The organism is Tritonibacter mobilis (genome assembly GCF_001681715.1).
Lineage (GTDB): Bacteria > Pseudomonadota > Alphaproteobacteria > Rhodobacterales > Rhodobacteraceae > Epibacterium > Epibacterium mobile.
The window spans coordinates 569,579-592,779 of sequence record NZ_LNWY01000005.1; the positions used below are offsets into that span (position 1 = coordinate 569,579).

The following is a 23,201-nucleotide window of genomic DNA, read 5'->3' on the forward strand; positions in this document are numbered from 1 at the left end:
ATGCAACTTTCACTTGCCAGCCAGAACGGTCAGACCGCACGAGAGGAAGGGCTGGACCAAAGCCCGCTCGCGATCCGCGGTCTGACCGTCAGCTACGGCGAAAAACCGGCAGTTTTTTCCGTTGATATGACCGTGGTGCCGGGGCAGATGACTGCAATCATCGGGCCAAACGGTGCTGGCAAATCCACACTCCTGAAAGCGGCGCTGGGCATTGTGCCGCCGGTGTCGGGCCGGGTGCAGGTGTTTGGCCGTCCGCTGGATCATCAGCGCGCGCGCATCGCCTATGTGCCCCAACGCGCCTCGGTCGATTGGGATTTCCCGACGCGGGTGATCGATGTGGTGATGATGGGGCTATACCGCGAGTTAGGGCTGCTGGGGCGCATTCGCGGCACCCATCACAAGATCGCGCGAGACTGTCTGGAACGTGTCGGGATGAGCGAGTTTGCCGAGCGACAGATTGGTCAGCTTTCCGGCGGTCAGCAACAGCGGGTGTTTCTTGCGCGCGCACTGGCGCAGGGGGCGGATCTCTACTTGCTGGATGAACCGTTTGCAGGCGTGGATGCGGCAACGGAAAAGGCCATTATTGGCGTGCTCAAGGCCCTGAGGGCCGAAGGCAAAACGGTTGTTGTGGTGCATCACGACTTGGCGACGGTGCAGGACTATTTCGACAATGTCTTCCTGATCAATACCCGCAAAGTTGCCGAGGGCGCTGTGGCGGAAGCCTTTACGCCGGAGAGTTTGCAAGCAGCCTATGGTGGCCGGCTGGCAACGGCACAGATCGAACAGATCGTGCGGCCAGCGTGAGTGGTGAAATACCAATCCAGAAAGAGAAAGGCGGAGCATGCTGATCGACGCACTGTTCCTGCAATTAGGGTATAACGCCACATTGGTGGCGATCGGAGCGGCGCTGTTGGGCGCAGCTTCGGGGATCACGGGCACCTTCCTGTTCCTGCGCAAGCGCGCGCTGGTATCGGATGCCGTGAGCCATGCCACCCTGCCCGGCGTCTGCGTTGCGTTCCTGGTCCTCGTGGCGCTGGGTGGGGATGGCCGCAATCTTGCAGGGTTGCTTATCGGTTCTGCGGTGTCGGCTGGCATCGGGCTTTGGTGCATGAACTGGCTGACACGCAACACGCGGCTGGCCGAAGATGCCGCGATTGGCGCGGTGCTCTCGGTGTTTTTTGGTTTCGGCGTGGTGTTGCTGACGGTCATTCAAACGCTGGGGGTCGGACGCCAGGCCGGGCTCGAGGGGTTCTTGTTGGGCTCCACCGCAGGCATGCTTTATTCTGATGCACTGGTGATTGCGGCAGGCGGTGCGGCGGTGCTGTTTCTGATACTGCTGACGCGACGCCCCATGACAATGGTGGCTTTTGACCCCGAATATGCCGCCGCGCGCGGCCTGCCGGTCGACAAGGTCGACATGCTGATGATGGGTCTGGTGATGGCTGTGACGGTGGTGGGTCTCAAGGTGGTGGGGCTGATCCTCATCGTGGCGCTGCTGATTATCCCGCCAGTCACCGCCCGTTTCTGGACGGAGCGCGCGGATCAGGTGGTGATTCTTGCCGGTGTTCTGGGGGCGGTGGCCGCCTATCTGGGGGCGGCAATCTCGGCGTCTGCCCCGAACCTGCCGACAGGGCCGATCATTGTATTAATGAGCTTTGCGCTTTTTGCTCTGTCACTGCTGGTTGCGCCGAACCGAGGTGTGTTGGCTGCGGTCCTTCGGCATCAAAAATTCCAACGCCGGGTGCATATTCGTCAGGGTCTTCTGGCACTTGCACAAGATCAGACGATCTACGAACCCCTCACGCTGCGGCTGCTGAGTAAGCGCGGGTTGGTGCGGGCAGATGGTGTGGCCACAAAAGCAGGCCGGGCGCGAGCGGCCAAGGCGCTTCGCGATGAACATCGCTGGGACATTCTGCGCCGCGATCAGGCGCAAGAGGCCGCCGCCGCGCTCTATGATGGTCTCCGCGAGATTGAAACTGTCCTGACGCCAGATCAGATCGCCGAGATTGACCGTAAGATCAGCACTCCAAAGGAGGCCTGTTAGATGGGCAGCGAATTTGTCACCCTCTCTCTTACGCCGCTTTTGATCGGGATCTTTGCGGCGGTGGCTTGCGCACTGCCGGGGAACTTTTTGCTCTTGCGTAAACAGGCACTGATTGGTGACGCGATCAGCCATGTGGCTTTGCCGGGCATCGTCGTGGCGTTCCTGCTGACCGGCGCAATTTCCACCTGGCCGATGATGCTGGGTGCGGCAGGCGCAGCGGTGGTCGCGGTTGTGATGATCGAAGGTATCCGCCGTTTGGGCCGGATCGAGCCCGGAGCGGCGATGGGTGTTGTCTTCACCACACTCTTTGCGGCGGGTGTTTTGCTCTTGGAACAGAGCGACACCTCCTCGGTGCATCTGGATGTGGAACACGCGCTTTACGGCAATCTGGAGAGCCTGATCTGGCTAGACGGCACAGGCTGGGGGTCGCTTCTGGACCCCGAGGCACTGGCCTATCTGCCGGTGGAACTGCCTCGCATGGCAGCGACGCTGGTGGTGGTTGCTGGCTTTATCGCGCTGTTCTGGCGACCTTTGAAGATTTCAACCTTTGACGAAGGCTTCGCCCGCACCATGGGGATGCGAACGGACTTGCTGGGTCTGGCGCTGGTCATCACAGCCGCGATTGCAGCGGTGGCGGCCTTTGATGCGGTGGGGTCGATCATCGTGATCGCAATGTTCATCTGCCCACCCGCAGCGGCGCGAATGATGACCAATCGGTTGGAGGTGCAGATCGCGTGGAGCGTCGTCTTTGCCACTCTGTCGGCGATCATCGGCTATGTATTTGCAGGGTATGGACCGATCTGGATCGGCATGGGCGATGCGGTGAGTGCTGCGGGTATGATCGCGACCGTATCAGGTCTGATCCTCGCAATTACGGCCTTGGTTGGCCCCTGTCGAGCCCGTGCCGGAGCGCCGTCCGGCGTGTAGTTGCCGAACGTCTGAGACACGTTGTAGGCGCTGTTCGGAGCACGTATTCTGGGTGGCAGAATCGTGCGCCCTCATGCTAAATCTTGGGTCATGGCTACACTCGACCCCCAAATCAGCGAAAACTCAGTGCAACAGGCGACCGAGGCTCATCGGCCTGTCATTCGCCAGCTTGATGACAGCGCCATCAACCGCATTGCGGCGGGTGAGGTGGTTGAGCGCCCGGCTTCTGCCGTCAAGGAATTGGTGGAGAACGCCATCGACGCAGGGGCGACCCGCATCACGGTAGAGATTGCTGACGGCGGGAAGACCCTGATCCGGGTGATCGACAACGGCTGTGGCATGACACCCGAGGATCTGCCGCTGGCACTGTCACGCCATGCAACGTCGAAAATCGACGGCTCGGATCTTCTGAACATCCACACCTTTGGATTTCGCGGCGAGGCCCTGCCCAGTTTGGGTGCGGTCGGGCGGCTCACCATCACGAGCCGGGCCGAAGGGTGCGATGCGGCTCAGATCCGCGTCGCGGGTGGGCATCTGGAGCCGGTCAAACCGGCAGCGCTGCGGCAGGGCACAATTGTGGAGCTGCGCGATCTGTTCTTTGCGACGCCTGCACGGCTGAAGTTCATGCGCACAGACCGGGCCGAAACGCAGGCGATTTCCGACACGGTGAAGCGACTTGCGATGGCCGAGCCTGCCGTGGGCTTCACCCTGCGCGATGTCTCTGGCGGAGGTGAAGGGCGCGTGACGTTCCGCGCCGATCCCATGAGCGGCGATCTTTTTGATGCGCTGCATGGGCGGCTAGCGCATGTGATTGGTCGCGAATTTGCGGAGAACGCGCTGAAGATCGACGCGACGCGCGAGGGCATCCGCCTTTATGGCTATGCGGCGCTGCCGACCTATTCGCGCGGGGCTGCGGTGACGCAGTTCCTGTTCGTGAACACGCGGCCGGTGAAGGACAAGATGCTCACAGGCGCGCTTCGGGCGGCCTATATGGACTTCCTCAGCCGTGATCGCCACCCTGCAGCGGCGTTGTTTATTGATTGCGATCCGACTCTGGTGGATGTGAACGTCCACCCGGCAAAATCGGAGGTGCGGTTTCGCGATCCCGGACTGGCGCGGGGCTTAATTGTCTCATCGTTGCGCCATGCGCTGGCGGAGGCCGGGCATCGTGCCTCCAGCACTGTGGCGGGGGCGACCTTGGGCGCAATGCGGCCCGAGCAACCCACCGTGACGGGGGCGCCGAGGGTCTATCAGATGGATCGGCCATCCCTGGGCGCACGCAACAGTTCTTACGCGGCGCAAGCCCCCGGTCAGCCGCCCGCACCGTCCTATCCTGCGCCGCCACCGGCGGAATCTGCCGGGTTTGCCGAGATGTCTTGCGCCTACAGTGGCCGTCTGGTCGAAGACGCTGCAGCGGAGCCAGAAGCGCACCCGGTAGAGGATCTGCCTTTGGGCGCGGCGCGCGGGCAGGTGCATGAGAATTACATCATTGCTCAGACCCGCGACGGTATGGTGATCGTCGACCAACACGCCGCGCACGAACGATTGGTCTATGAAAAACTCAAACATCAGATGGCCGAGAATGGCGTTGCGACCCAAGGCCTTTTGATCCCCGAGATTGTCGAACTCTCGGATGGCGATTGCGCGCGCCTGCTGGGTGTAGCCGACGATCTGGCGAAATTCGGTCTCGGGATCGAAGCCTTTGGCGGCAGTGCCGTGGCCGTGCGCGAAACCCCGGCCATCTTGGGCGAGGTCAATGCCGAGGCGATGATCCGCGACATTCTGGATGAACTGGCCGATCAGGGCGAGAGCCAGCTGGTGCAGGCGCGACTGGAGGCGATCCTGTCGCGTGTGGCCTGCCATGGCTCAATCCGGTCCGGTCGACGGATGCGCGGCGAGGAGATGAACGCGCTTTTGCGCGAGATGGAGGCGACGCCGCATTCCGGCCAATGCAATCATGGCCGTCCAACCTATGTTGAACTCAAACTCGCTGACATCGAACGCCTGTTTGGTCGCAGCTAAAGGAACCCCGGATGGACGGCACGGACATTGCCATCGCGAATATGGACAGTCTGGAAATGATCCTGCTGGGGGCCGCAGTGGGGGTGGTCCTGCTATTTGCGCTCCTGATCCAGTCGATGCGCAACTCTGCCCGCGCGGCGCGTGCGATTGAACCGTTGACCCATCAAATGAGCACGCTGGGGCAGGTGGCGCAGCAGTTATCCTCCGGCCAGGAGGCGCTGCGGGGCAATCTGCAGACGGTGTCTGACACCCAAGCCAATGCGCAGTTGCAGATCCTGCAAACCATGGAAGCGCGGCTGGGCGACGTGCAGCAACGGATGAATGACCGGCTGGCCGACAACGCCATGAGGCAAGCGCGGGCCATGACAGAGATGCAGGAGCGCATGACCGAGAGCCTGCACGGCAACGCCAAGCGCACCGCCACCTCGCTCACGCAGTTGCAGGAACGGCTTGCGGTGATCGACAAGGCGCAGGACAATATCACCAAACTGTCAGGCGATGTCTTGTCCTTGCAGGATATCCTGTCGAACAAGCAGACCCGCGGGGCCTTTGGAGAGATCCAGCTCAATGACATCGTGTCAAAGGCGCTTCCCAGCGATGCCTATGCGTTTCAATACACGCTCTCGAACGGCAAGCGGGCGGACTGTCTGATCCATCTGCCCAACCCGCCGGGGCCGATCGTGATCGACAGCAAGTTCCCGTTGGAACCCTATGAGGCGCTGCGCAATGCCGAGACCCAAGAGGCCCGTGCGCAGGCGGCGCGGCTCCTGAAGGGGGCGTTGCGCAAGCATATCCGCGACATTTCGGAGAAATACATCCTTGATGGGGAAACCGCCGACGGGGCGCTGATGTTTCTGCCCTCTGAGGCTGTTTATGCGGAGTTACATGCGAATTTCTCTGACGTGGTGCGCGAAGGATTTTCGCTCAAGGTCTGGATCGTGTCACCCACCACCTGCATGGCGACCCTCAACACCATGCGTGCAATCCTGAAAGATGCGCGCATGCGCGAACAGGCCGGTGCAATCCGCACAGAGCTGGGTCTGCTGCACAAGGATGTGGAGCGTCTCGGCGACCGGGTTGGCAATCTGGACCGGCATTTCAGCCAAGCGCAGAAGGATATCGCCGACATCAAGATCAGCGCCGACAAGGCCGGACGACGGGCCCAGCGGCTTGATAATTTCGACTTTGAGGAACTGAGCCCCGATAGCATGGCTCAGGTGGTGGCGCTGGAGCGCCCGGGCGAATGATCCGGCTGGCACGTCGCCGGATGGCGCCGGATGCGGCGCTGTTGCGCGAAGCAGAGCTCAGGGCGGAAAAGGTCGTCTCTATCCTGCGGATCTTTGTGGCGCTGGGGTTGATGGTGGTTTTCTTCCTAGCGGTGGGAGAACCCCCGGCTGAGATTGCCGACTTTCTGCGCAAACAGTGGATCTTTGCGATCCTGTCGATGGTGTCATATCTTTTGTTGGGGGTGTTCAGCCTGTGGCTGGCCCGCAGCGGGCGGTTTCGGCGCTGGATGGTCTGGCCGGTTGTGACGCTCGATTGCCTGTTCATGCTGGTGAATGCATGGGTGGGATTGGAGAATGTCTCCATGCCCGGCGCGCTGACATTCCTGTTGCCACCTACATGGCTGGTGCCGGTGGTTCTGGCCTTTGCAGTGTTGCGGTTTAATCCTTATTTGCAGGCCTATTGCGTGGCCCTGATCGTTGGGGGCTTGGGATACCTGAGCTTTGTCAGCGATGTGACTGTGTCGCCAGAGATAGCCAATCGCCTGAAGCATCTGGTGTCGGTGCCGCCCAATATTGTGCGGCTGACCATGATTTTGCTGGCGGGCGTGGTTTTGGTGGTGGCCGCGGCGGCGTTGCGGGATCTGTTGCATCGCGCGCTGATCGAGACAGAAAAGCGCCTGCTGCTGACGCGCTATTTGCCTGCGCGGCTGGCGAACCGGGTGCAGGGTGAAAACCTTGACGATATGCGTCAGGAGCAGCGGCAGGACATGGGAGTGATGTTCGTGGACATTCGCGGCTTCACCTCTTGGGCTGAAGGACGTGATCCTGCCGAGGTGGGGGGCTTTGTGACAGAGTACCGTATCCGCGTGCAAAAAGCGGCGCGTGAGACCGGTGGTATGGTGGACAAGTTCATCGGGGACGGTGCGATGTTATTGTTTGACGGCGAGGGCGCGCCCCATCGCGCGCTGGACTGCGCGCGGCGTCTCTCTGATGAAATGTACGACTGGTCTGATGCGCGTCAGAAAGAAGGACGTAGCGCGGTGCATGTGGGGATCGGGCTGCATTGGGGCGAGGTGTTTTCCGGCGTGGTCGGTGATGAGGACCGGCTGGAGTACACTGCGCTCGGCGACACGGTGAACATCGCGGCGCGACTGGAGCAGATGACCAAGACCTGTGAAATGGAGATCATCGTATCGGACGCGGTTCTTGAGGCGGCAGGGGAGCCCGCGCGCGAGGACTGGATTGCGCTGGAACCGGCGCCCTTGCGCGGGCGCAGCCAGCCACTTGCCCTCTTTGGGCGCAAGGAGCGCATGCGTGAGCCCGGTGTGGCCTGATTTGCTGTAGATCAAGGTCGCGGCCTGCGATGGGTGTCACTGTTGCGGTACCCGATAGCTTCATGGAAGGACGCGCAGGATGGTCGAGATTGCAAGCAACAAGGCGGAACAGGTCGCGCTGATGGCGCGTGAGATCGAGCGTGCGGAACCTGAGCTGCGCGCCTTCATTGCCGACATGAATGAAGATGAGCAGGCGGAGCTTGTGGCTCTGGTCTGGGTGGGGCGCGGTGTTTTTGAGGCGGAGGAGTTTGGTCAGGCGGTGGCCACGGCGCGCGCCGAGAAAACCACGCCAACCGAGGATTATCTCCTCGCGACCCCGAACCTTGCCTATGACATTGAGGCGGGATTGGAGGCGCTGGGCGTTGATGTGACCGCCGCCGCCGAGGATGTCATGGGGCGGTAAATAACAAGAGAAAGTCCCGCCAGATCTCTCTGGCGGGACTCTCTTGAGTTCACTGATTTCAGGAGCGGTGTGACACCACCTGAAGGTGCTGGGCCAGCGCGCCGATCCGACCCATCCAGCTGTCGACAAGCGCCGGATCACTCGGCGCGGCGCTGACGCCGGGGGTGATCTTGCCGTTCATCGCGGCCTCGATGGCATAGGACACCGGATAGGACACCAGACGCGCCATGGCGCTGCCGCGCTCGTCGCCCCATGCGTCCATCACATAGGTCTTGTGCCATTTGGTCTGGCCGTCTTTTTCCGCCTTGAGGTCCACGCAGAGCACCACACGATCCGGCTCGCCCTCGTCATAGGCGTTCTCATCCCAGAACTGGTCGGACATTTCCTTGAGCCGGGCATCGCCTTCGGGGCCTTCAAGTGTTTCGACCTCTTTGAAGACATCCGCCCAGGCCTCGGTCCAGCCATCCAGACGCAGGGTGCCGCGCACGAAGGTTTTGACCTTCCAGTCCTTGTCAAAGTGGTATTGCGCCATGAAGGGCAGGCTGTCGCGGTTGGGATAAACCTCAAAGCTCTCCGGCGTGGCCAGAGGCGCGTCATAGGTGGAGATTGCGTCCCAAGGGCGTGCCACGTCGAGGACCTCAAAATCGCGGATCGAACGTGAGGGGGACCGCAGGGCCTTGAGCACGCCCAGAGGCGACCAGCTGAACTTGTAGCGGAAGGGATTTGGGGTTTTGGGGATGCCGCCGCAATAGGACAGAAAGCTGACCTCATTGTCGGGGTCGAAGGCGGGGGATTCCGCATATTCGGCCACCAAGGCATGCGCCATCAGGTGATCAATGCCCGGATCAAGCCCGACCTCATTGACCAGCGCGACGCCTGCGTCCTTGGCTTTCCGATCCAGCGCCCGCATCTCCGGCGAGATATAGGAGGAGGACACAAAATGCGCGCCATTGTTGATGGCGAGTTCTGCCAGTTCTACATGCCAGTCGCCGGGCAGCATCGAGACCACCACGTCAGCGGGGCTGAGGAGTTCCGACAGACGCGCGATGGAAAACTTGTGGATGTTGGTGGTGAGGTCGCCAACAGCCTCGGCGGCTTTTTCGGGTGTACGGTTCCAGACGGCCACGTCGTGGCCCGCTTCAAGCAGGCGACGCAGGCCGGGAATCGCGGAGAGGCCAGTGCCGCACCAGTGAATAGTCATAGTTGTTCTCCTTCGTCCGGGCAGGCTGGTTAGCCCGCCACATGTTCGTCAAAGACTGCCTTGGCCCGGCCCCAGACACCCGCATCCAGATCGGACAGGGTCAAGAGGCTGGCCAGCAGTTGGTCTGCATAATCCTCGGAGCTCTCGGCGGGTAGCATCGAGGGCAGGTTGTCGATGGCCATCACATCCAGCACCGGGGCGTTGGCAACACGCAGCACAGGTGCGTCCCATGTGGTGGCACGGGAATAGACCGGAACCGGATTGTAGTCGCTGTCAGGATCGCAGGCCACATCACCAATTGCGGTGAGCTTACGGTCGGCCTGAAGCGCGTCTTGCGGCACAAACACAGGTGTGCCGGGGCGCGCGAAGATGCAGTTCAGGAACAGATCGTGGTTGAGGATCTCGGGAAACGGCCCGCCGCTAGCGGTCTCTTTCATATCCCACTTTGTGACCGTGACGCCCATCGCCTCGCAGAGGTCCGCCGCGCCAGTACCCACGCGCCCCAGGGCTCCGATGACAATGGCTGTGGGACGCTCAGCGCCGGATGCATCCAGCTCATCCCCCAGATCAGAGAGCAGAGCGTCCTTGTCTTTGTAGACACCAACCGGGCCACAGACTTCACCGCGTTGTTGCGCGGCCCATGCCTTGAGTGTCACGGCAGCCCCCGCATAGCCCGCCCAGTAGCCAAAGGCGGCAACCCGGCGTCCGGTCTCGTCCACAAGATATTCCAGATCATACAGCGCCCCGCCACCCTCGCGGAACCGTCGCAAAAGCTCCTTGCCGGAATGCTGGCCCTTGAAGGCATGGCCGAACATGATGTGGCGATGGGGCAGAGGGGTGCCGTCCTCGGGCAGTTCTTTCAGGCCAAAGATGATCGCGTCGCGCGGCGCATCTGGCCAGGAGTTTTCTGCCGCAATCTCGCAGCCTGCGTCGATGTAGCCTTGCAGCGGGATGGCGCGGCTGTGGCTGTCTTCGACGGTGACGCGAATGCCTGCGTCCAACAGGGCTTTGGCCCCCGCAGGCGTCAGCCCCACGCGATCCTCGTTCGGGCGTTGCTCGGCCCGGACCCAGAGATGTGTCATAGTCTTGTCCTTCAAAGCATATCTTTGGCGCGCACAGCTTTGACGCTGTCGCGTGCTTCCATTGCCTCCATAAAGGCTTGGAGTTTTGGAAAGCCCGTAAGCTTGACCCCGTCGCCTTCCAGCCAGGTGCTGATCACGTAGAGGTAGCAATCGGCGAGGCTCAGCGAGTCACCCAGAACAAACGGGCCGCGTAGGCCGTGGTTGCAGATGTACTCGCAGGAGGCAGCCATCGTTTCGGGCACTTTGCGGGTCATGTCCTTGAACGAGGCGGGATTGGAGGCCCATCGCGCGCCGCGCAGTTTGTGGGCATGGTTCACATGCATGGTGGAGGCAAGATAGAACATCACCTCGCGCATGCGGGCTACTCGGACCGGATCGGTGGGGCGCAATCCGGCATCAGGGGCCAGATCGGCAATATACTCCAACAGCGCACCGGTCTCTGTGAGGATACCGCCTTCGACCACCAAAGCCGGCACGCGGCCCTTCGGGTTGATCTGATGATAGGCTTTGGTCGTTTGCTGTTTTTCGGCAAAATCGATCTTTATGGCCTCATAGGCGAGGCCAGCCTCTTCGAGCGCGATGGCGACCGCAATGGAGATGGTGTGGGGCGCGTAGTAAAGTTGCATGGCTGTCTCCTGTGCGGGGATTTCAGAGGTGGGTGCGCGCGTATTGCCGGTCCGGCTCTTCCAGATGCGGCACCGCATTAAAGAGGACCGGCGCATGGATCCCACCGATATTGTGCAAACGGTGCAGCGAGGTGTTCATGATCGCCAGCGCCATACGCGCGGTTGCTGCCGTATCGAGCCCCAGACATTGACGCATCACCATGGAGATCAGCCCGCCTGATGTGACCACCAATGCGGGGCCTTCACCTTCTGCGATCTCTGCGAGTGCGGCTTTGGTTCGGGATTCAAAATCACGCCAGCTTTCTGGCGGGGCGCCGATCTTGTCGGCCTCCCACGCGGCAAAAACCTGTGGGAGATGGGCGACAAATCCCTCGCGTTCTTGCGGGATCGGCAGGCCGTGCTGGGCTTCCATCCTCTGTGCGAGGGTGAAATATTCCATCTCGTTGAGGCGGGGGTCACGGATCAATTGCCCCGCATCAAAGCCCATGGTGCGGGCGGTTTCTTCGTGCCGGGTCAGGGTGCCGCAATAGATGCGGGCGTAGTGGTCCTTACAGTTGCGCAGATAGTTACCCAGCCATTGGGCCTGCTGATGACCAAGGGCGCTCAGCTTGTCGTAGCTGGCTTCATCCCGTGCTCCGGTATTGGCCTGGCCGTGGCGGACCAGCGTTATCTCTGACATGCGCGCCCCTTCGATCCTGTTGCAGAAGTACTAGGGGAGGGGCGTCCGGGTTAAAAGGGTCAAACTGCATTGGGTGTGAGCGCGCGGTGAGCGACGCGCCAGATGCAGGCAGTCGAAACTGTGGCGCTCAGGCGCGGTCGTAGCCGCGTTTCAACATCCGGTGACGATGGCGGTCTGCCGCGACGGAGGCCTCGCGCAGATTGCCGAAGATGTTGATTGTTGAGCACCCCTTGCCCCCTTTGATGCCCCACTCCCGCAAGAGCGAGACCTCGTCAAAGAGGTTCATCGCCAGTTCGATCCGGTAGAACCGGGCGGGGCGGGTTTGCGCATGGTTATAGAGCAGACAGGTGGTCATATTGTCTTTTTACGCCAGCCGAATCACCGCTGCAAGAGGCGGGGGCCCTCCCGCCCGTCGCCAGAGGAGAAATCTCCTCCGCTCCCGTTGGGCCCGGCGCCGCGCCTATGGCGCGGCTTGACCGCTTGCCCGGCCGGGCAAGCGCTCGGCCCAACGCTGCCAAGGGGGTTTGCCGCAGGCAAGGCACCTGCAGGGGCGGGAGCGCCCCCTCGTGATCAGGGTATCCGTTTCGCCAATAAGTGATCAGCTCCAGCTGACATCGCCCAGAAAAATATAGCCTGCGCCATAGATGGTTTTGATGAGGCGCGGGTTCTTGGGGTCCTCGCGCAGTTTTGTGCGCAGGCGCGAGACCCGCACATCCATGGCGCGGTCGAAACTGTCGCCCGCCCCTCCGCCCAGACGTTCCATCATCTGTGTGCGCGAGATCAGCCGCTTTGGGCTTTCCAGAAACAGCCTGAGCACCTCGCCTTCAGCGTGGGAAAAGGCTGTCTCGCCTCCGTTCTCATCCTCAAGCGCGTAGCGGTCGAAATGTGCGGTCCAGCCTGAGAATTGTGCGCGATCCCCGGATGGCGTTTGACCACTACGCGGCGTGTCGCGCAGGCGCACCCGGATGCGCGCGACGACCTCGGCGGGATCAAATGGCTTGGTGATGTAATCATCCGCCCCCAGCTCCAGCCCTGTTACCCGATCCTGCACCTGTGCCCGGCCCGAGATGATGATGACGCTGGCGCCCTGTTCCAGCGCCAGCCGATGAACCAAAGCCAGCCCGTCGGTGTCGGGCAGTGACAGATCCACCAGACAGACATCCGGCGTCACCCGTTTGAGCGCCGCCTCGAAATCGCGCGCGCGGGAAAAGCTCTGCGTGCGATAGCCCGCGTCTTCCAGTGTCTCGGTCAACAGCTGGCGGATCTCGGGCTCATCATCGAGGATTGTCACGAGCGGGGATTGATTGGCATCACGCATGGTCGGCCTTTTGTTGCAGGAGCGCCATCAGATGGGGGCTTTCAAAGGGTTTGGGCAACAGCGGCGCAGAGGCCAATGCCGCGCGGTAAAGCGGGTCCGTGTGGGGCAGGGAGGTCATCAACACGACCGGCGGCGCGTCTGGCCCGAGCCGCGCACAGAGATCGACACCAGTGGCCTCGCCCTCAAGTTTAATGTCCGACAGGATCAGCGCGATCCCCTCCACATCGGCCAGTAGTGCTATGGCCTCGTCCACGCTGGTGGCCTCAATCACCGAATATCCAAGGTCCATCAACACTTGCCGGTAGGTCGCCCGGAGTGCGTCGCTGTCCTCCACCAACAGAGCAATGCCGCCCGCTGCCATGGGCGCTGGGCGGTGGGGCAGGCGCAAGGTGACCATGGCACCTGACACTGTGTTGCTGATGCGAATGTCACCGCCGGCGGATTTCACCATGTCATAGACCATCGACAGCCCGAGGCCCGAGCCTTCCTGACCTTTGGTGGTGAAAAATGGATTGAGCGCGTTTTCAAGGGCTTGCGTGGAAAACCCCGGACCTGTGTCATTCACGGAGAACTCAATCCATGTTTGCCCGACCAAATGGGCGGCAACAGTGATTTGTCCACTGGTGCCGCAGGCGTCACGGGCATTCAGGATCAGGTTCAAAAGCGCATCCTGCAACCGGCCCGGATCAAGAAGGAACCGACCCTCGCCAGTATTATCCAGCACGCTGAGGCCAATGCCCTGTGGCAGTGAGGGCGTGGCGAGGATTTTCATCTCCTCCAGCAGCGCGTGCAAATCAGTGGCTTGCGGGCGCAATCCCCGGTGACTTGTCATCTCCGCCATTCGGTCCAGCAGACGCCCCCCACGTCGTGCGGCCGATAGCGTGGCCTCAACCAGCTCGCCAGCACCTTCGGGCAGAGAAATACGGGCCAGACGGGTCTGCATACCAAGGATAATAGTCAGCAGATTGGAGAAATCATGCGCCAGACCGCTGGTCATCTGTGCCGCGATTTCACGTTTGCGGGCCTGTTGCAGTGCGACACGGGTTTGGGTTTCCTCGGTCACGTCCATCGACAGGATAAAGACGCCGCCCTCATTGTCGGGCGTAAAGGCCACCCGCAGGCGGCGGCTGTCGTGATCCTCCGTGAACTCAAACACCGGGCTTTCGCCCTGATAGGCGGCGTCCAGATGCGGGGCAATGCGGCCATATGCGGCTGGCCCCAGGGCGTCAGCAATATGTTCGCCAAGAATATCGGAGGGGCGCCCGGGAAACACCTTGTTCAGACGCCCGTTGGTGAAGGTGTAATATCCCTCCGGGTCCACATGGGCGATATGCGCGGGCATCATTTCGGTGGTCAGGCGCGTGCGGGCCTCGGTCTGGGTGAGTTGACGCTTGGTTTCCTCCAGCGTGGTGATGGTCGCGGCCAGCTTGCGGTTGGTGGCCGAAAGCTCTTCGGTGTAGCTCATCACCTGATCCGAGAGTTCCTCGGACCGGGCGCGCAGCAATTCCTCGACCCGTTTGGTACGGGTGATGTCAGTGTAAACGGTCACCCAGCCGCCCTGCGGCAGGGGCGCGCCCTCGATCGAAATCACATGCCCATTGGCGCGCTGGCGTTCGACATAATGAGGCACAAAGGCGCGGGCCTGATCGACACGCAGTTGCACGAAGGACTCGATGTCATCAATAGGGCCATAATCGCCCTGCTCCGCAATGAAGCGGATGGTGTCCCTGAAGGTGGCACCGACCTTGATCAATTCGGGGGGCAGAGAGAACATTTCCTGAAAGCGATGGTTGCAGGCGGCGAGGCGCAAATCACTGTCATAGATCGACATCGCCTGCGCAATCAGGTTGAGTCCGGCGTCAATCATCGCCATTCGCTGTGCTGTGGTTTGTTTCATTTGAGCTCCCCACGTATGGGCTAGCAGCTTGCGCAGCATTGGCAAAGCGGCTTCTTGCGCCGGTCGGCTCGGCCCCAGCGTCGCATTTTCGCGACCTTGTTACAATTCGATAGGTTTCAGAAATCATCGCGAAAAACTTGCTTTGTTACAAAGGAGCAGTCCTAATGCGGACATAAGGATCGCACGCCGCACCTGTGGGAGAAGCGATCAATCCGGTCGGGGAGGACCGGATATGGGAGGAGTAAATACGTGTCTCAGACCGCTGCGCAGACATCGTCTGGCGCCGGGCAGCTTATGTCTGTTCCGGCCCTGCTGGAGAGAAACGCAACTGTCCATGCCAACCGCCCGGCCTACCGGGAAAAGGAGTTTGGCATCTGGCAAAGCTGGACCTGGAAGCAAACCGCCGAGGAAATCGAGGCGCTTGCACTGGGTCTGTTGAACCTCGGCGTGGCTGAGGGAGATTTTATCGCCATTATCGGTCGCAACCGGCCTTCGCTCTATTGGTCGATGGTTGCGGCGCAAAGTGTTGGCGCGGTGCCGGTGCCTGTCTATCAGGATTCCAGCGCCGAAGAGATGGCCTATGTGCTTGATCACTGTGGTGCGGCCTATGTGATCGCCGGCGATCAGGAGCAGGTCGACAAGGTCATCGAGGTCAAGGACCAACTGACCAACCTCAAGCACATGATCTACGTGGACCCGAAGGGCCTGCGCAAATACGACCATCACCAGTTGCATCAATATAGCCACGTGCAGGAACAGGGACGTGCCGCGCGCGATGAATTCAGCGATGATCTGGCGGCGCGCAAAGCCAAGCTCACTTATGATTCCATCTGCGTGATGCTCTATACGTCGGGCACCACCGGGCGGCCCAAGGGCGTGGTGCTCTCCAATCGCAATGTTGTCGAGAGCGCCAAGAACGTGAGCATGTTCGACAAGCTCACCGAAAAAGAAGACATCCTGTCCTATCTGCCGATGGCCTGGGTGGGGGATTTCATCTTTTCGCTGGGGCAGTCCTACTGGTGCGGGTTCTGTGTCAATTGCCCCGAGAGCGAAGACACCATGATGACCGATCTGCGTGAGATCGGTCCAACCTATTTCTTTGCACCGCCGCGCGTTTTTGAGGGTCAGCTGACCAATGTGATGATCCGCATGGAAGACGCAGGAAAGCTGAAGCAGAAGATGTTTCATCACTTCTTGGCCCATGCCAAGAAAGTCGGCGGTCTGATCCTGGATGGCAAACCCGTCGGCATGATGGACCGGTTGAAGTATCGCCTTGGGGATCTCTTGGTCTACGGTCCCCTGAAGGATACGCTTGGCTATGGCCGTATCCGTGTCGGCTATACGGCGGGGGAGGCGATCGGGCCGGAGATTTTTGATTTCTACCGCTCGCTGGGGATCAACCTCAAACAGCTTTATGGTCAGACAGAGGCCACGGTATTCATCACCGTGCAGCCCGATGGCGAAGTGCGCGCCGATACCGTGGGCGTGCCTGCGCCAGATGTGGAGATCAAGATCGACGACAAGGGCGAGATCCATTACCGCTCGCCGGGCACTTTTGTCGAATACTACAAGAACGCGGAAGCCACCGCCTCGACCAAGGACGCCGAGGGGTGGGTCGCCACGGGCGATGCGGGCTTTATCGAGGAAAGTTCCGGCCATCTGCGGATTATCGACCGGGCCAAGGATGTTGGCAAAATGGCCAGCGGCGCGATGTTTGCGCCGAAATACGTCGAGAACAAGCTGAAGTTCTATCCGGATATTCTGGAGGCGGTGCTGTTTGGCAATGGCCGCGACCGTTGTGTGGCCTTCATCAACATCGACCTCACGGCGGTGGGCAACTGGGCGGAGCGCAACAATATCGCCTATGCCTCCTATCAGGAGCTGGCCGGTCATCCGCGCGTGCTGGAGACTATCCGGAACCATGTGGAGGCAGTGAATGCCTCGGTGGCGCAGGATGAGATGCTGTCGGGCTGTCAGGTGCATCGCTTTGTGGTGCTGCACAAGGAACTAGACGCAGATGATGGTGAAATGACGCGGACCCGCAAAGTGCGCCGTCGCATCGTCGAGGAGAAATTCGCCGACATTATTGCCGCGCTTTATGATGGCTCCGAGCAGATCTCGACCCGGACCGAAGTGACCTATGAAGACGGTCGCAAAGGCGCGATCAGTGCGACGCTGACCTGTGTGGATGCGAAGGTGCAATCACCCATGGCGCAGCAGGTGGCAGCGGAATGACGGCTTTGACGACGCTCGTGCAGGCAAGCTGCACATCGCCCCGCCCGCCGTCCCGTCTGGCGCGAAATTCCAAAGGAGTGGCCCATGCTTGATGCGGCTGAGAGCTATGTGACCGAGGATGGCCGCACCATTGGCGGCGTGGTCATGGAGATGAAGAACATCACCCTGCGCTTTGGCGGCGTGGTGGCGATCAAGGATATCTCCTTTGACATCCGCGAAGGGGAAATCCGCGCGATCATCGGCCCGAACGGTGCCGGTAAATCCTCGATGCTGAACGTGATTTCGGGTTTTTACGTGCCGCAAGAAGGCGAGGTCTGGTTTCATGGGGCCAAACGCCCCCCGATGAAACCCTATGAGGTGGCCCGGCAGGGGATCGCGCGTACGTTCCAGAATATCGCGCTGTTCGATGGTATGAGCGTGCTCGACAACGTGATGACCGGCCGGTTGAACTACATGAAGGCGGGCATGTTCCAGCAGGCCTTCTGGAAGGGCCGCGCCGAGAAAGAAGAGGTCGAGAACCGCGAAGTCGTGGAAAAGATCATCGACTTTCTTGAAATTCAGGCGATCCGCAAAACGCCCGTCGCGCGCCTGCCCTATGGTCTGAAGAAACGCGTCGAACTGGCCCGCGCATTGGCGGCAGAGCCGAAGCTGTTGCTGCTGGATGAGCCGATGGCCGGCATGAATGTCGAGGAAAAAGAGGACATGTCCCGCTTTATTCTCGATGTGAACGACGAGTTTGGCACCACCATTGCCCTGATTGAGCACGATATGGGCGTGGTCATGGACCTGTCTGATCGGGTGGTGGTGATGGATTACGGCAAGAAGATTGGCGATGGCACACCGGACGAAGTGCGCAACAACCAAGACGTCATCGACGCCTATCTGGGGGTGTCTCATGACTGATCTCGCCTGCACAATTGTAATGAACAAGGAGGCGGACCATGCCTGATCAACTGATCTTTGCCATGGAAGTGACGCTGAACGGGCTGATGGCCGGGGTGCTCTATGCGCTGGTCGCGCTGGGCTTCGTGCTGATCTACAAGGCCTCTGGTATCTTCAACTACGCCCAAGGCGTGATGGCGCTGTTTGCGGCCATGACGCTGGTGGGGATCATGCAGGGGCAGGTGCCGTTTTCGCATGTGATCAACGCGGTCTTTGGCGGCCATATCACCCATTTTGGCTGGACGGTTCCCTCATTCGTCGCAATCCTGATGACGGTTGCGGTGATGGTTCTGTTGGCGTGGCTGGTGCAGGTCCTCGTGATGAAACACCTCGTGGGGCAAGAGCCGATCATCCTCTTTATGGCCACCATCGGGCTTGCCTATTTCCTCGAAGGTGTGGCGGATCTGATGTGGGGGTCCGAGATCAAGACGCTTGATGTGGGCCTGCCACAAGGGATCAACCTCTGGATTGACGAGACGACCTTTGGGATCTTCGGGTACGGCTTCTTTATCGACAATCTCGATATCGTGGCGACGGTCATCGCAGCGCTTCTGGTCACCGGCCTCGTGTTGTTCAGCCAATACACCAAGCAAGGCCGGGCCATGCGCGCGGTGGCGGATGATCACCAGGCGGCGCTGTCGGTGGGGATTTCGCTGAACTTCATCTGGGTGCTGGTCTGGTCGGTTGCGGGATTTGTCGCGCTGGTTGCCGGCATCATGTGGGGCACAAAATCTGGCGTGCAGTTCTCGCTGTCGCTGATCGCGCTCAAGGCCCTGCCAGTGCTGATGCTGGGTGGTTTCACCTCGATCCCCGGGGCCATTGTGGGCGGGCTGATCATCGGCGTGGGCGAGAAACTCTTTGAGTTCCTCATCGGCCCGATGGTGGGCGGTGCCACCGAGAACTGGTTTGCCTATGTTCTGGCGCTGATTTTCCTCGTGTTCCGCCCACAGGGCCTCTTTGGCGAGAAGATCATTGAGCGGGTTTGAGGCGCATATCCTCCCCCCCTCCGGCGGTGTGCAGACTCAGTTCTGCATCCGCTGGAAGGCGGCGATGACCACGGCGGCGAAGACCGTGACTGCGAGCGTCAATGCAATGGTGATATCCCCAATCAGCCGTCCGATGAGGAAGGTCATCAAGCCTGCGGCGCAGAGCCCCACGAGAATAAGCCCCCAGAAGAACGACATGTCATGGCTCTCGGCAGGATCCGACTGCGGAGCCACCATCGGTGCGGCGCGGCGCGCGGAGGACGTGGCGGCCGGGCGTGGCCTTGGACGCGCCGCTTTCGCTGCAGCAGCGCCACGCGCACGCGGTCCGGCGGGTTCTACCTCGGCATCTTCGACCATCGACAATAGCTTTGACCGGGCATCGGCATATTGCGCATCGGTCAGGTCACCTCGTTTCCGTGCAGCATCCAGCTGCCGGAGTCTCTCCAGCATTACGGTCATATCACCCACTCACTTTTCCCACGCGCAACGTGCTGGTGAGATTGGGGCAAAATGTGGCGAAACGCGGAAACCTGACGAAATGGTTAACGGAGAGGCCCTGTTATGAGCAAGCTGATCGCTGTGCTGAACGTCATTGCGTGGTCTGGATTCTGGGCCTTTGGCTACCTTGCGCTGACGGGCGAGGGGTACTCCACCGGGCAGATCACCATCGCGACCCTGTTGGCGGCACTGGGTCTGTTTGGTGGGCTCTTCGCCTATCTGAAACTTGTGCGGATCTCAGAGCGCAAAGGCTACGCGAAACCCTCTAACCGCATGACTCGCGGTCAGCGGGATGAGGCACAGTCCAACTGGGGAGAGGTCTGATGCAGAACGATAAATTCAAAGAAGGGAGCCTCTGAGCCATGTTCTACCGTGAAGCCGGGGATTTCAAACTCTCCTATGTCGAGGACAGTCAGACCTTTCCGATCAAATTCGACCGCTACCGCTATTATGCGGTGCTGGCCGTGGCCTTTGGTGTGGTGCCGTTTCTGGTCAATGACTACTGGGTCAATGCGATCCTGTTGCCCTTCCTGATCTACGCGATCGCGGCGATCGGGCTGAACATCCTTGTTGGTTACTGCGGGCAGGTCTCGCTGGGCACCGGGGGCTTCATGGCGGTGGGCGCTTACGCTTGCTACAAGCTGATGACGGCCTTTCCCGAGGTGTCCATGTTCATCCACGTGTTACTGGCGGGGGGAATCACCGGGCTGGTCTGTGTGCTGTTTGGTTTGCCCAGTTTGCGCATCAAGGGCTTTTACCTTGCGGTGGCAACCTTGGCGGCGCAGTTCTTTCTGGTCTGGCTCTTCAACCGGGTGCCGTGGTTCTACAACTACTCGGCCTCTGGCCAGATCAACGCACCGGAACGGGACGTGTTTGGCATTATCATCACCGGCCCCAATGCACCGGCTTGGGCGACCTATATGTTCTGTCTGATTTTCCTGACCTTCTGCGCCATTATGGCTCGCAATCTGACACGGGGCACCCAAGGGCGTACGTGGATGGCGATCCGCGACATGGACATTGCGGCTGAAATCATCGGCGTGAACCCCCTGAAGGCAAAAATGACAGCCTTTGCAGTCTCGGGCTTTTTTGTCGGCATCTCCGGGGCGCTGTTCTTCTCGGTCTATCTCGGCGCGGTCGAGGTCGGTGAGGCCTTTGGCATCAACAAGTCGTTCCTCGTGCTGTTCATGGTCATCATCGGCGGATTGGGATCGATCTTTGGCTCTTTTGCGGGCGCTGCATTTCTGGTGCTGCTGCCGGTGATCCTCAAGGTCGTAGGCGTCGACTGGCTGGGCTGGCCCACGGATATCGTGGCGCATTTCCAGCTGGTGATTGTTGGCGCGCTGATCATCACGTTCCTGATCCTTGAGCCGCATGGCCTTGCGCAGCTCTGGCGCGTTGCCAAAGAAAAACTGCGTCTCTGGCCGTTCCCGCACTAGCGAGCAGGATCACAAGACATTCGCCGGGGGCGGCAAGAGGAGGTCGGCCCCGAACTATAAAAACATCGGAAAAATTCAGGGAGGATGACACCCGATGAAACTGAAACTGACGAGCGTGGCGCTGAGTGCGCTGATTGCAGCAAGCCCCGCAATGGCCGATCTGGTCTTCCCGGATCTGAGCTACCGCACCGGCCCCTATGCAGCGGGCGGCATTCCGTTCTCTGATGGCTATAACGACTATTTCACCCTTGTGAATGAGCGCGACGGTGGCATCGGGGGCGTCAAGGCGCGCGTGATCGAATGTGAAACTGGCTACAACACCGAAAAAGGTGTGGAATGCTATGAATCCACCAAGGGCGAAGGGGCTCTGATTTATCAGCCACTCTCCACCGGGATCACCTACCAGTTGATCCCTAAAGTGACCGCAGATGGCATCCCGCTTCACACCATGGGCTACGGTCGCACCTCTGCCGCCAACGGCAGGGTGTTCTCCAACGTCTTCAACTATCCGGCCAACTATTGGGACGGCGCGTCCGGTGTGATCAATCACCTGCTGGAAGAAAACGCAGGCGACCTCAACGGCAAGAAAATTGCGCTGGTCTATCACAACTCTGCGTATGGCAAGGAGCCGATCCGCACGCTGGAAGAACTGGGCAAAAAGCACGGTTTTGAGTTGAGCCTGCTGCCGGTTGACCATCCCGGCCAAGAGCAGAAATCGCAGTGGTTGCAGATCCGCCGTGATCGCCCCGATTACGTCGTGATGTGGGGTTGGGGTGTGATGAACCAGGTGGCTATTCAAGAAGCCGCCAACATCCGCTTCCCGATGGAAAACTTCATCGGCGTCTGGTGGTCTGGTTCGGATCACGATGTGATCCCCGCAGGGGCCAAGGCAGATGGCTACAAGGCTGTGACCTTCCACAACGTGGGCGATGACTTCCCGGTGTTTGATGACATGCGCAAATATGTCGTCGACAAAGGTCTCGCGGCAGGTGCCGGCGATCAGGTTGGCAAGGTTGCCTATAACCGCGGTATGTATGCAGCGATGCTGGCGGTCGAAGCTGCCAAAACCGCGCAGGAAATCCACGGCACCGCCGAGATCGACGCGTCCATGATGCGCGACGGGATGGAAGCGCTCTCCATCACAGCCGAGAAGATGGACGCTCTTGGCATGGCGAACTTTGGTCCGGCCTTTAACGTCAGCTGTGAAAACCACGGTGGCCCCGGTTTGGTGGGTGTGACCCAGTGGGACGCCGATACGCAGACGTGGTCTCTGATCTCGGGCTTTAACCCGACGGACCGCGAGGTGATCGGCACGTTGGTGGCAGAGGATTCTGCATCCTACGCGGCTGAGAACAACATCGAAGAGCGCTGCAACTAAGCGCCCCTCGCGCCGGGGCTTCGGCTCCGGCGCGGACCAAGAGATTTACCCGATGTGGCGGAACCGACCACATCTGATCCGTCCCGAGCGGACGCTGGCGAAAGGATAGCTGTCGAGATGCTGGATGCGGCCAACTCCACAGACGTGCAGGCGGAAACACTGCTTGAGGTCAACAATATCGAGGTGATCTACAATCACGTGATCCTTGTGCTGAAAGGTGTCAGCCTGAATGTGCCCAAAGGCGGCATCACCGCATTGCTGGGTGGCAATGGGGCGGGCAAGACCACGACACTAAAGGCGATTTCCAACCTGCTTCATTCCGAACGCGGCGAGGTGACAAAAGGCTCCGTGCGCTATCGTGGTAAGGATGTCCACGAGCAGGATCCCGCAGAGCTGGTAAAGACCGGCGTTATCCAGGTGATGGAAGGCCGCCATTGCTTTGAGCATCTGACAGTCGAGGAGAACCTCCTGACGGGCGCCTATACACGCGGCGATAGCAACGCCAAGATCCAAGAAGATCTTGAGATGGTCTACACCTACTTTCCGCGCCTGAAGGAACGTCGCAAAAGTCAGGCTGGCTACACCTCCGGTGGGGAGCAGCAGATGGTGGCCATGGGGCGCGCCCTGATGAGCCGCCCGGAAACGATCCTGCTGGATGAGCCCTCCATGGGGCTGGCACCACAGTTGGTGGAGCAGATCTTTGAGATTGTGAAATCCATCAATGAAAACGAAGGCGTGACCTTCTTGTTGGCTGAGCAGAATACCAACGTGGCATTGCGCTATGCCCACTATGGTTACATTCTGGAATCCGGGCGCGTGGTGATGGACGGCCCTGCAGCAGATTTGCGTGAAAACCCTGATGTAAAAGAATTTTACCTTGGTATGTCCGAAGAAGGCCGCAAGAGTTTCCGCGATGTGCGTTCCTATCGCCGTCGCAAAAGGTGGTTGAGCTAAGGCGGGGAGG

General features: G+C 60.3%; 22 protein-coding genes. 14 read left to right on the top strand and 8 right to left on the bottom strand.

Features of this window, described 5'->3' with window-relative positions; genetic code table 11:
• The 7 genes from UB90_RS06795 (at nt 1) to UB90_RS06825 (ending at nt 7,956) form a co-directional block, all read left to right on the top strand.
• The gene (locus UB90_RS06795) at nt 1-804 is read left to right on the top strand and encodes a metal ABC transporter ATP-binding protein (RefSeq protein WP_065325414.1); all 804 of its coding nucleotides are present in this window, start codon (nt 1-3) and stop codon (nt 802-804) included.
• Nucleotides 805-841: 37 nt separating this feature from the next.
• A complete protein-coding gene (locus UB90_RS06800; protein ID WP_005649054.1) occupies nt 842-2,044 on the top strand; it encodes a metal ABC transporter permease in 1,203 nt (400 codons plus the stop codon).
• Complete coding sequence (locus UB90_RS06805; RefSeq protein ID WP_065325413.1) at nt 2,045-2,971, top strand: metal ABC transporter permease; 927 nt, start codon at nt 2,045-2,047, stop codon at nt 2,969-2,971. It begins immediately after the preceding gene.
• A gap of 90 nt (nt 2,972-3,061) precedes the next feature.
• Complete coding sequence (mutL, locus tag UB90_RS06810) at nt 3,062-4,993, top strand: DNA mismatch repair endonuclease MutL (RefSeq protein ID WP_065325412.1); 1,932 nt, start codon at nt 3,062-3,064, stop codon at nt 4,991-4,993.
• An 11-nt stretch (nt 4,994-5,004) separates the two neighbouring features.
• Complete coding sequence (locus UB90_RS06815) at nt 5,005-6,240, top strand: DNA recombination protein RmuC (RefSeq protein WP_065325411.1); 1,236 nt, start codon at nt 5,005-5,007, stop codon at nt 6,238-6,240.
• Entirely contained in the window at nt 6,237-7,553 is a 1,317-nt protein-coding gene (locus tag UB90_RS06820; RefSeq protein ID WP_065325410.1) for an adenylate/guanylate cyclase domain-containing protein, read from the top strand. The genes UB90_RS06815 and UB90_RS06820 overlap by 4 nt, the downstream gene beginning before the upstream one ends.
• 79 nt (nt 7,554-7,632) lie before the next feature.
• A complete protein-coding gene (locus tag UB90_RS06825; RefSeq protein ID WP_009177776.1) occupies nt 7,633-7,956 on the top strand; it encodes a DUF3775 domain-containing protein in 324 nt (107 codons plus the stop codon).
• 58 nt (nt 7,957-8,014) lie between these two features.
• Here UB90_RS06825 and UB90_RS06830 read toward each other — a convergent pair whose 3' ends face one another.
• The 7 genes from UB90_RS06830 to UB90_RS06860 form a co-directional block, all read right to left on the bottom strand.
• Nucleotides 8,015-9,157, bottom strand: a complete 1,143-nt coding sequence (locus UB90_RS06830) for a saccharopine dehydrogenase family protein (protein WP_065325409.1) — start codon at nt 9,155-9,157, stop codon at nt 8,015-8,017.
• A gap of 29 nt (nt 9,158-9,186) precedes the next feature.
• Nucleotides 9,187-10,239: a saccharopine dehydrogenase gene (locus UB90_RS06835; protein ID WP_065325408.1), complete on the bottom strand. Its 1,053-nt coding sequence runs from the start codon at nt 10,237-10,239 to the stop codon at nt 9,187-9,189.
• An 11-nt stretch (nt 10,240-10,250) separates the two neighbouring features.
• Nucleotides 10,251-10,865: a glutathione S-transferase family protein gene (locus UB90_RS06840; RefSeq protein WP_065325407.1), complete on the bottom strand. Its 615-nt coding sequence runs from the start codon at nt 10,863-10,865 to the stop codon at nt 10,251-10,253.
• 22 nt (nt 10,866-10,887) lie between these two features.
• Nucleotides 10,888-11,544, bottom strand: a complete 657-nt coding sequence (locus tag UB90_RS06845) for a histidine phosphatase family protein (protein ID WP_065325406.1) — start codon at nt 11,542-11,544, stop codon at nt 10,888-10,890.
• Between the two features lie 127 nt (nt 11,545-11,671).
• Nucleotides 11,672-11,899 carry a WGR domain-containing protein gene (locus UB90_RS06850; RefSeq protein ID WP_009177464.1) on the bottom strand — a complete coding sequence of 76 codons (228 nt, stop codon included), beginning with the start codon at nt 11,897-11,899 and terminating at the stop codon, nt 11,672-11,674.
• Between the two features lie 243 nt (nt 11,900-12,142).
• On the bottom strand, nt 12,143-12,862 hold the full coding sequence (locus tag UB90_RS06855; RefSeq protein WP_065325405.1) for a response regulator transcription factor: 720 nt from the start codon (nt 12,860-12,862) through the stop codon (nt 12,143-12,145).
• A complete protein-coding gene (locus UB90_RS06860) occupies nt 12,855-14,759 on the bottom strand; it encodes a hybrid sensor histidine kinase/response regulator (RefSeq protein ID WP_065325404.1) in 1,905 nt (634 codons plus the stop codon). The genes UB90_RS06855 and UB90_RS06860 overlap by 8 nt, the downstream gene beginning before the upstream one ends.
• A 294-nt stretch (nt 14,760-15,053) precedes the next feature.
• Between UB90_RS06860 and UB90_RS06865 the strand changes: the two genes are divergently transcribed.
• The 3 genes from UB90_RS06865 to UB90_RS06875 all read left to right on the top strand — a co-directional run bounded on the left by UB90_RS06865 (nt 15,054) and on the right by UB90_RS06875 (nt 18,922).
• Nucleotides 15,054-16,994, top strand: coding sequence for an AMP-binding protein (locus tag UB90_RS06865; RefSeq protein ID WP_065325403.1), 1,941 nt, complete (start codon nt 15,054-15,056; stop codon nt 16,992-16,994).
• Between the two features lie 84 nt (nt 16,995-17,078).
• Nucleotides 17,079-17,897 carry an ABC transporter ATP-binding protein gene (locus UB90_RS06870; protein WP_005659446.1) on the top strand — a complete coding sequence of 273 codons (819 nt, stop codon included), beginning with the start codon at nt 17,079-17,081 and terminating at the stop codon, nt 17,895-17,897.
• Nucleotides 17,898-17,935: 38 nt separating this feature from the next.
• Nucleotides 17,936-18,922: a branched-chain amino acid ABC transporter permease gene (locus tag UB90_RS06875; RefSeq protein WP_009178274.1), complete on the top strand. Its 987-nt coding sequence runs from the start codon at nt 17,936-17,938 to the stop codon at nt 18,920-18,922.
• Nucleotides 18,923-18,958: 36 nt separating this feature from the next.
• On the opposite strand, the gene UB90_RS06880 is transcribed toward UB90_RS06875, so the two are convergent.
• A complete protein-coding gene (locus tag UB90_RS06880) occupies nt 18,959-19,381 on the bottom strand; it encodes an SHOCT domain-containing protein (RefSeq protein WP_065325402.1) in 423 nt (140 codons plus the stop codon).
• A 102-nt stretch (nt 19,382-19,483) separates the two neighbouring features.
• On the opposite strand from UB90_RS06880, the gene UB90_RS06885 reads away from it, so the two are divergent.
• The 4 genes from UB90_RS06885 to UB90_RS06900 all read left to right on the top strand — a co-directional run bounded on the left by UB90_RS06885 (nt 19,484) and on the right by UB90_RS06900 (nt 23,191).
• Entirely contained in the window at nt 19,484-19,744 is a 261-nt protein-coding gene (locus UB90_RS06885) for a hypothetical protein (protein ID WP_065325401.1), read from the top strand.
• A 38-nt stretch (nt 19,745-19,782) separates the two neighbouring features.
• The gene (locus UB90_RS06890; RefSeq protein ID WP_005625524.1) at nt 19,783-20,859 is read left to right on the top strand and encodes a branched-chain amino acid ABC transporter permease; all 1,077 of its coding nucleotides are present in this window, start codon (nt 19,783-19,785) and stop codon (nt 20,857-20,859) included.
• Nucleotides 20,860-20,953: 94 nt separating this feature from the next.
• Complete coding sequence (locus tag UB90_RS06895; RefSeq protein ID WP_065325400.1) at nt 20,954-22,237, top strand: ABC transporter substrate-binding protein; 1,284 nt, start codon at nt 20,954-20,956, stop codon at nt 22,235-22,237.
• Nucleotides 22,238-22,354: 117 nt separating this feature from the next.
• The gene (locus UB90_RS06900; protein ID WP_009177989.1) at nt 22,355-23,191 is read left to right on the top strand and encodes an ABC transporter ATP-binding protein; all 837 of its coding nucleotides are present in this window, start codon (nt 22,355-22,357) and stop codon (nt 23,189-23,191) included.
• Nucleotides 23,192-23,201: the final 10 nt, after the last annotated feature.